At 73.7% G+C, this 7530-nt stretch carries 7 protein-coding genes; 1 reads left to right on the top strand and 6 read right to left on the bottom strand.

The features are described from left to right. From GVN67_RS27205 to GVN67_RS27180, 6 genes are all read right to left on the bottom strand, one after another. The coding region (locus tag GVN67_RS27205; RefSeq protein WP_160000449.1) for an iron ABC transporter permease at window positions 1–600 on the bottom strand (600 nt) is incomplete at its 3' end. Next, window positions 600–1574, bottom strand: coding sequence for an iron ABC transporter permease (locus GVN67_RS27200; protein WP_160000448.1), 975 nt, complete (start codon window positions 1572–1574; stop codon window positions 600–602). The genes GVN67_RS27205 and GVN67_RS27200, both read right to left, overlap by 1 nt. Beyond that, window positions 1574–2353, bottom strand: coding sequence for an ABC transporter ATP-binding protein (locus GVN67_RS27195; protein ID WP_160000447.1), 780 nt, complete (start codon window positions 2351–2353; stop codon window positions 1574–1576). Before GVN67_RS27195 ends, GVN67_RS27200 begins: the two co-directional genes overlap by 1 nt. Then, window positions 2353–4728, bottom strand: a complete 2376-nt coding sequence (locus GVN67_RS27190) for a TonB-dependent receptor (protein ID WP_160000446.1) — start codon at window positions 4726–4728, stop codon at window positions 2353–2355. Before GVN67_RS27190 ends, GVN67_RS27195 begins: the two co-directional genes overlap by 1 nt. A 108-nt stretch (window positions 4729–4836) precedes the next feature. Then, on the bottom strand, window positions 4837–5895 hold the full coding sequence (locus GVN67_RS27185) for a FecR domain-containing protein (RefSeq protein ID WP_160000445.1): 1059 nt from the start codon (window positions 5893–5895) through the stop codon (window positions 4837–4839). Window positions 5896–5899: 4 nt separating this feature from the next. Next, a complete protein-coding gene (locus tag GVN67_RS27180) occupies window positions 5900–6400 on the bottom strand; it encodes a sigma-70 family RNA polymerase sigma factor (protein ID WP_160000444.1) in 501 nt (166 codons plus the stop codon). Window positions 6401–6578: 178 nt separating this feature from the next. On the opposite strand from GVN67_RS27180, the gene GVN67_RS27175 reads away from it, so the two are divergent. Further along, on the top strand, window positions 6579–7394 hold the full coding sequence (locus GVN67_RS27175) for an SDR family NAD(P)-dependent oxidoreductase (protein ID WP_160000443.1): 816 nt from the start codon (window positions 6579–6581) through the stop codon (window positions 7392–7394). The last annotated feature ends 136 nt before the right edge of the window (window positions 7395–7530 follow it).

Here is a 7530-nt window from a genome sequence, read left to right as displayed (position 1 = left end):
CGCTGCTGCTGGCGCCGCCCCCGCCACCGCCCAGGGCAGCGCCAGCAGCAGCGCTTCCCAGGAGGCGGCGTGCAGGCTGCCGGCCAGCCAGATCATCGCCAGCTGCACCTTCTCGATCCGCGCCGTGGTGATGAACAGCGCGACGCCGGCCGACAGGGTCCAGGACACGCCGATGCCGACCAGGATGAAGCGGATGCCCGACAGCGAGCGCGCCAGCAGCATCACCAGCCCCGCCACCGCCAGGGCGCCCGCCATGCCGGCCCAGGGGCGCCAGGCCTCGGGCAGGCCGGGAAAGCCGATGGTCAGCAGCAGGATGGCGATGGTCGCCCCTTCCTTGGCGCCGACCAGGCCGGGATCGGCCAGGCCGTTGCGGGTCAGCCCCTGCAGCGCGGCGCCGGCCAGGCCCAGCATGGCGCCGCAGAGCAGCGCCAGCAGGACGCGCGGCAGCCGCAGCCCCAGCACGATTTTTTGCGCGTTTTCCTCGCCGGTGCCGGTCAGCGCGGCCAGGATCTCCGACCATTCGATCGGCTGCGCGCCGATGGACAAGCCAGCGATGGCCAGCAGCGCCGCCGCCAGCAGCAGGCCGAGGCGCCAGGCCATCACCGGGCGCCCCGCGCAATCAGCGCGACGAAGACCGGCGCGCCGAGCAGGCCGGTGACGATGCCGGTGGCGATCTCCTGCGGCAGCAGGATGGTGCGCGCCACCAGGTCGGCCGCCAGCAGCAGCAGCGGCCCGCCCAGCAGGCAGCCGAGGAAGATGCGCGGCAGCGACGTGCCCAGCAGCCGCCGCGCCAGCAGCGGCACCAGCAGCCCCAAAAAACCGATCGGCCCGGCGACGGTCACCGCGCCGCCGCAGAGCAGCGCCGCCACCAGCACCGCCGCCAGCCGCAGCCGCCCCAGCCGCACGCCCAGCCCCTGCGCCACCGCGTCGCCGAGCGCCAGCAAGGCAAGCTGCGGCGCCAGCAGGAAGGCGGCCGCGATGGCCAGCAGATGCAGCGGCGACACGGCCAGCAGCAGGGCGACCGAGGGCGCGGCCAGGTCGCCGGCCAGCCAGGTGCGCAGCTCGGCCAGCGCCTGCTCGTCCAGCAGCAGCAGCCCGGTGGTGACGGCGCCCGCCAAAGCGGTGACGGCGACGCCGCAGAGCAGCAGGCGGATCGGCGTCGCCCCGTCGCGCCCGCTCTGCGCCAGGCCCAGCACCCCCGCGAACAGCGCGAGCGCGCCGCCGGCGGCCAGCAGCGGCCGGGCCTCGGGCGGCAAAGCGGGCAGCAGCATGCCGCCGGCGACCACGGCCAAAGCCGCGCCGGCATTGAGGCCGAGCAGTTGCGGCTCGGCCAGCGGGTTGCGCACCAGCGCCTGCAGCAGCGCGCCGCAAAGCGCCAGCCCGCTGCCGGCGACCAGCCCGGCCAGCAGCCGCGGCAGGCGGAAATGCGTGACGATCTGCTGCGCGTAGTCGTCGTGGTCGGGGGCGGCCAGCACCTGCCACAGCACCAGCGGCGAGACCGGCCGCGCCCCCAGCAGCAGATGCAGCAGCGCGATGGCGAGAAGGCCGCCGGCCAGCAGGAAGAAAGGCCGCATCAGCCGGCCGGCACGAAGACCGGCCGCCCGGTCCGCGGGTGGTCCAGGCACAGCACCTTCAGGCCGAAGACCGCCTCGATGGTGGCGGCGGTGCAGGCCTCCGCCACCGGCCCCTCGGCGACGACACGGCCGTCGCGGAAGAAGACGACGCGGTCGGCATGGCTGGCGGCGAGGTTCAGCTCGTGCAGGGCGACGACGATGGTGCGGCCATGCTCGCGGGTCAGCGCGCGCAGCAGGTCCAGCACCTCGACCTGGTAGCGCCAGTCGAGGAAGGCGGTGGGCTCGTCCAGCAGGATCAGCGGCGTCTCCTGCGCCAGCGCCATGGCGATCCAGCAGCGCTGCCGCTGGCCGCCGGACAGCGCCTCGACCGGGCGCCGCGCCAGATCCAGCGTGCCGGTGGCGCGCAGCGCGGCCTCGATCGCGGCATGGTCGGCCGGGCCCAGCCCGCCGAAGGTCCCGCGATGCGGGAAGCGGCCGCGGGCGACGAGCTCGTGCACGGTGATGGCCTCGGGCAGCGGCGGGTTCTGCGGCAGCACGCCCAGGATGCGCGCCACCTCCCGCGTCGGGCGGCGGGCGATGGCCTGGCCGTCCAGCAGCACCGCGCCGCTGCCGGGCCGCAGCAGCCGGGCCAGCGCGCCCAGCAGCGTCGACTTGCCGGAGCCGTTCGGCCCGACCAGCACGGTCAGCTGCCCCGGGGCGATGTCCAGGCTGACCTGGCGCAGCACCGGGGCGGCGCCATAGCCGAAGGAAAGATCGACCGCCCGAAGGCGGGGCTGCATCAGAAGCGCGCCTTCAGCGCCACCAGCACGGTGCGCGGCGCGCCGGCATAATTCTCGGTCCGCCGCACCGGCGCCTCGATATAGTCGGCGTCGAACAGGTTGCGCACCGAGACCGCCAGCCGCGCCTGCGGCAGCACCGGATAGCTCGCCGTGACATCGACCCGGGTGAAGCCGCCGACGCGGTAGCTGTTGTTCAGGTCGCCGCTGCGGGTGGAGGAGGCGAAGGCGCCGCCGCCCAGCATCAGCCCAGAAAGGCGCCCGTCGCGCAGCTCGTAGCTGGTCCAGAGGCTGCCGCTCCACAACGGCACGCCGGCCAGGCGGCGGCCCTCGGCGAAGGTGGTGTCGCTGGTGATCTCGGCATCCGTGTAGGCGCCGCTGGCCAGCCACCTCCAGCCGGGGGTGATCTCGCCGGACAGCTCGGCCTCGACGCCGCGGGCGCGCTGCTCGCCGGTCTGCACGTTGAAGCCGCTGACCAGCGGGTCGGTGGCCAGCACGTTGCTGCGGCGGATCTGGAAGGCGGCCAGCGTCACCGACAGCTGCTCGCCCAGCAGGTCGGCCTTGATGCCGCCCTCGAACTGCTGCCCGGTCTCCGGCTCGAAGCCACGGCCGAGGCGGTCGGCGCCCATCTGCGGCACGAAGGAGCGCGACCAGCTGGCGAAGAGCGTCACCTCCGGCGTCAGCGCATAGGTGGCGCCGAGGCGGGGCGAGACCGCGTCGCCCTCGGTGTCCAGCCGGGTGCGGGTGCGGATCTGGTTGTCCAGCCGGTCGAGCGCGTAGCGGTCGTAGCGCAGCCCGCCCAGCAGCTTCAGCCGCGGCGTCACCTCGACCTGGTCCTGGGCGAAGAAGGACAGCATGGTCAGCCCGTCGCGGGCATATTGGTGGAACGGCAGATAGGGGATCGGCGTGCCGCGCACCGGGTTGAGGATGTCGATGCCGGCCATCTCGGCGCGCAGCACGGTGTAGGAGGTCTCGGCCTCGACATATTCCAGCCCGGCCAGCAGCGTGTGGCGCAGCGGCCCGGTGCGGAAGCGCAGCGTCGCGTCGAACTGCAGGTCCATGCTGTTCATGTTGTCGTTCTGGTCGTAGGCGCGGCGGCCCAGCGTGCGCCCGTCGCGGCCGAGCGAGGTGTGCTCGGCCATCAGCCGGTGGGTATGGCCCCAGTCCAGCCGGCCGATATGGCGGAGGGTCAGCCAGTCGTTGATCTCGCGCTCGGCCCGCCAGGTGATGTCGGCGCGGTGCGAGGCGTAGCGCGACCAGTTCTCGCCGAGGAAGGCGCGGCGCGACATCGAGACGCCCTCGCCCTGCGCCACCAGCCCGCGGGCATAGCCGGAGCGGGTGTTGATATAGGTGGCGTCCAGCCGAATGCGGGTCTGCGCGTCGGGCTGCCACTGGACCGAGGGCGCGATGAACTCGCGCTCGGTCTGCGGCATGCCGTCGCGCCAGCCATTGTCGCGCTGCACCGCGCCGCTCAGCCGGCCGGCGACGGTCTCGCCCAGCGGGCCGGTGACGTCGAACTCGCTGCGGGCGTGGCCGTAGGAGCCGCCCTCCAGCGTCAGCCCGGCCGAGGGCGTCATCTCCGGCCGGCGGGTGACGATGTTGATCAGCCCGCCCGGCTCGCCCTGGCCATAGAGGACGGAGGCCGGGCCCTTCAGCACCTCGACCCGCTCGACATTGGCGAGGTCGGCGAAGGCCTCCGGAAAGCCCAGCACCGGGTTCAGCATTACCCCGTCGACGGCGCGCAGATTGGTGCGGAAGCCGCGCACCAGATAGGTCTCGCCGCGATTGCCGACCGAGCCGCCGGAGCGCACGCCGCTGACATTCTCCAGCACCTGGTCGAGGCTGCGCGCCTCCTGGTCCTCGATCACCTCGCGCGGGATGACGGAGATCGATTGCGGCACGTCGCGCAGCGCCGTGTCGGTGCGGGTGCCGGTGGCCGAGCGGGTGGCGCGATAGCCCTGCACCGGGCCCCAGGCGCTCTCGCGCGCGCCCGCGACATTGACGTCGGGCAGCAGCATCGCGCCCTCCGTTCCGATCGGCGGCACCGGCAGCAGCGTCACCGCATTGGCGCCCGAGAAGCGCCAGGTGAAGCCGGTGCCGGCGAGCAGCGCGGTCAGCGCCTGGCGCGCCGTCATCTGGCCCATGACCGGGCGGGCCAGGGCGCCGGCCGGCACGGTTTCGGTGAAGACCACGGACAGGCCGGTGACGCGGCCGAGCTCGTTCAGCGCCTCGGGGATCGGGCGCGCCGGAATGTCGAAGCGGAAGCGGCCCTCGGCGGCCTCCTGCGCCGCGGCCGGGGCGACCAGCATCGGCAGCGGCGTCAGCATGGTGCAGGCCAGCAGGACGGCCAGGCGGGGCGCCAGCTTCGGTCGGTTCATCGCGCAAAACCCTCGATCACGGTCGCGGCGCGGATGGGATCGCGCCGTCTGTCAGGGGCTTCACGAAGGGGCGGACCGATCACCCCACCCCCTGCGCGCGATTTTTTTCTAATCGCCGACCAGCACCAGCCGCCCGGCCACCTGGCGCAGCCGGAAGCCCAGCCCCGATTGCAGCGCCGCCAGCGCCGCATCCGGGTCGTCGAGCGAAAAGCTGCCGCTGACCGGCTGGCGGCCCAGCGCCGCGTCCAGCAGCAGGATGCGCCCCGGGCGGTAGCGGCCGAGCTCCTCCAGCACCTCCGCCAGGGGCATGCGGTGGAAGGCGAAGCGGCCATCGCGCCAGGCCAGCGCCTGGTCCAGGCTGACGCTCTCCGCCGCCCCCCGCCTGCCGCCGAAGCGCAGGCGCTGGCCGGGGGTCAGCACGGTGGCGGTCGCCTCGCCGCCCGGGGTGACGGCGACGCTGCCCTCGGCCAGCGTCACCATCGCCTCCTCGCCGACCAGCCTGGTCTCGAAGCGGGTGCCGCGCACGCGCACCTCGCCGCCGGCCGCCTCGACGATGAAGGGCACCGCATCCGGGCGCACCGCGAAGAAGCCCGCGCCGCGCAGCAGCCGCAGCCGCCGCGCCGTGCCGTCGAAGCGCCAGTCCAACGCGCTGTCGGCCTCCAGCAGCACGGTCGAGCCGTCGGGCAGCGCCACCTGGCGCCGCTCGCCGCGGGCGGTCGCCGCATCGGCCAGCAGGTCCTGGTAGAGCGCCGGCCGTTCCAGCCAGAGCCCGCCACCGCCCAGCATCAGCAGCAGCGCCAACGCGGCCCCGGCCACGCGCGTGGTCCGCCGGCGCCGCGCCTTGCCGTCATCCATGGCGCGCAGGTAGGCGCCGAGCGCCGCCGCCTCCTCCTGCGCCACCTGCTGGCCGGGGGCCTCGGCCAGGTCCCACAGCACCTCGGCATCCTGCCAGGCGCGGGCATGGGACGGGTCGGCGTCGCGCCAGGCGGCGAAGTCGCGGCGCTCGGCGGCGGTCGCGCCGCGCTGCAGCCGGGCGAGCCAGGCCATCGCCGCTTGGCGTGGCGGCGCATCGGTCATGGCGGAGGCCTCGTCTCCGGGCGGCAGCAGGTCATCGGTCATGGCGGAGGCCTCGTCTCCGGGCGGCAGCAGGGGGGCATCGGCGCGCATGGCGTTATCCCTGGCCTGTCCCGGGGCTGTCCAGCGCGGCGCGGCAGGCGGCGAGCGCCCGGGCCATGTGATTTTCCACGGCCGTGCTGGAGATCTGCATCACCGCCCCGATCTCGCGATAGCTGCGGCCATGGATGCGATTAAGCAAAAAGATGTGGCGGGTGCGCTCCGGCAGGGCGCGGATGGCGGTGTCGATCAGGGCGATGGCCTGGCGCGCATCGATCTGCGCCTCGAGGTCGGCGGCGCCCGGCGGCAGCGCCTCCTCGGCATGGCGGTCGCGCAGCCGCTCGGCGCGCAGATGGTCGAGGGCGGCGTTGCGGACGCTGCGGGTGACATAGGCGGGGTCGGGGTAGCCGCGTCCGGCCGAGCGTTCCCACAGCCGCAGGAAGACATCCTGCACCAGGTCGGCGCCGGTGGCGCGCGAGCCGACCAGCCGGTCCGCGTAGCGGATCAGCCGGGAGCGTTCCCGATAAAGATTGAGGAAGGCCGCCAGCGGCGAGGTCATGCGGCGTCCGCGGTCACGAAGTGATGCCAGAGGCCGGTCTAGCGGCCCCCACCCCGGTTGTAAATGCGAACAATTCTCATCTTGACCCGCGCCCGGGCGACGCCGCAGGGCGTGACTGGACGCAGCCGCCGGGCGGTGGCTACAGCCGGCAGCCCCCTTTTCTGAAAGGTCCCCCCTGATGGACGCTCTCTCTCCCGGCAATCTGGCGGTGGTGACCGGGGCCGCCGGCGGCATCGGCCTGGCCGTGGCGCAGCGCCTGGCCGCGCGCGGCCTGCGCCTGGCCCTGATCGACCGCGCGCCGCAGATCGACGCGATCGCGCGCGGCCTGGGCGTCGAGGCCGCCGGCTGGAGCCTCGATGTCGCCGATCGCGCCGCCGTCGAGCGCTGCGCCGCCGAGATCCACGCCCGCTTCGGCCCGGTCAGCCTGCTGATGAACAACGCCGCCATCCATGGCGGCGCCGACGCCCTGTCCGCGCCGGCGATCTGGGACGATGTCATCGGCATCAACCTGATGGGGGTGCTGCATGGCGTGCAGGCCTTCGTGCCGGCGATGCTGGCCGGCGACCGGCCGGGGCTGGTGATCAACACCGGCTCGAAGCAGGGCATCACCCAGCCGCCGGGCAACACCGCCTACAATGTCGCCAAGGCCGGGGTGAAGGCGCTGACCGAGGGGCTGGCGCACAGCCTGCGCGAGACGGCGGGCGACCGCATCACCGCGCATCTGCTGATCCCGGGCTTCACCCATACCGGCATGACCGGAAGCCCCGAGAAGCCCGCCGCCGCCTGGACCGCGCTGCAGGTCGCCGACTTCCTGCTGGAGCGGGTGGCGGCGGGCGATTTCTACATCCTCTGCCCCGACAACGACGTGACCCGGGCGATGGATGAGAAGCGCATGGCCTGGGCGATGGGCGATGTCATCGAGAACCGCCCGGCGCTGTCGCGCTGGCATCCCGCGCATCGCGACGCCTTCGCCGCCTTCATGGCCCGGGGATAGATCACGCGGGGGCGGCCTTCGGGCCGGCCTCGCCATTTCATCACTTGAATCGTTATAACATATCATTCATGAGCGGCGTCCATGACGACCGCCCCTCCCCTCGCGCGCCGCGCGCTGCTGCTCGGCGCGCGAGGGG

This window comes from Roseomonas sp. 18066 (assembly GCF_902706185.1).
In the GTDB taxonomy this organism is placed as follows: domain Bacteria; phylum Pseudomonadota; class Alphaproteobacteria; order Acetobacterales; family Acetobacteraceae; genus Pseudoroseomonas.
This window is presented reverse-complemented; position numbering and strand designations above follow the sequence as displayed.

Coding starts and splice junctions, on each gene's coding strand:
- GVN67_RS27190 (WP_160000446.1), bottom strand. CDS start 4,728: ATGAACCGACCGAAGCTGGCGCCCCGCCTGGCCGTCCTGCTGGCCTGC.
- GVN67_RS27200 (WP_160000448.1), bottom strand. CDS start 1,574: ATGCGGCCTTTCTTCCTGCTGGCCGGCGGCCTTCTCGCCATCGCGCTG.
- GVN67_RS27180 (WP_160000444.1), bottom strand. CDS start 6,400: ATGACCTCGCCGCTGGCGGCCTTCCTCAATCTTTATCGGGAACGCTCC.
- GVN67_RS27185 (WP_160000445.1), bottom strand. CDS start 5,895: ATGCGCGCCGATGCCCCCCTGCTGCCGCCCGGAGACGAGGCCTCCGCC.
- GVN67_RS27195 (WP_160000447.1), bottom strand. CDS start 2,353: ATGCAGCCCCGCCTTCGGGCGGTCGATCTTTCCTTCGGCTATGGCGCC.
- GVN67_RS27175 (WP_160000443.1), top strand. CDS start 6,579: ATGGACGCTCTCTCTCCCGGCAATCTGGCGGTGGTGACCGGGGCCGCC.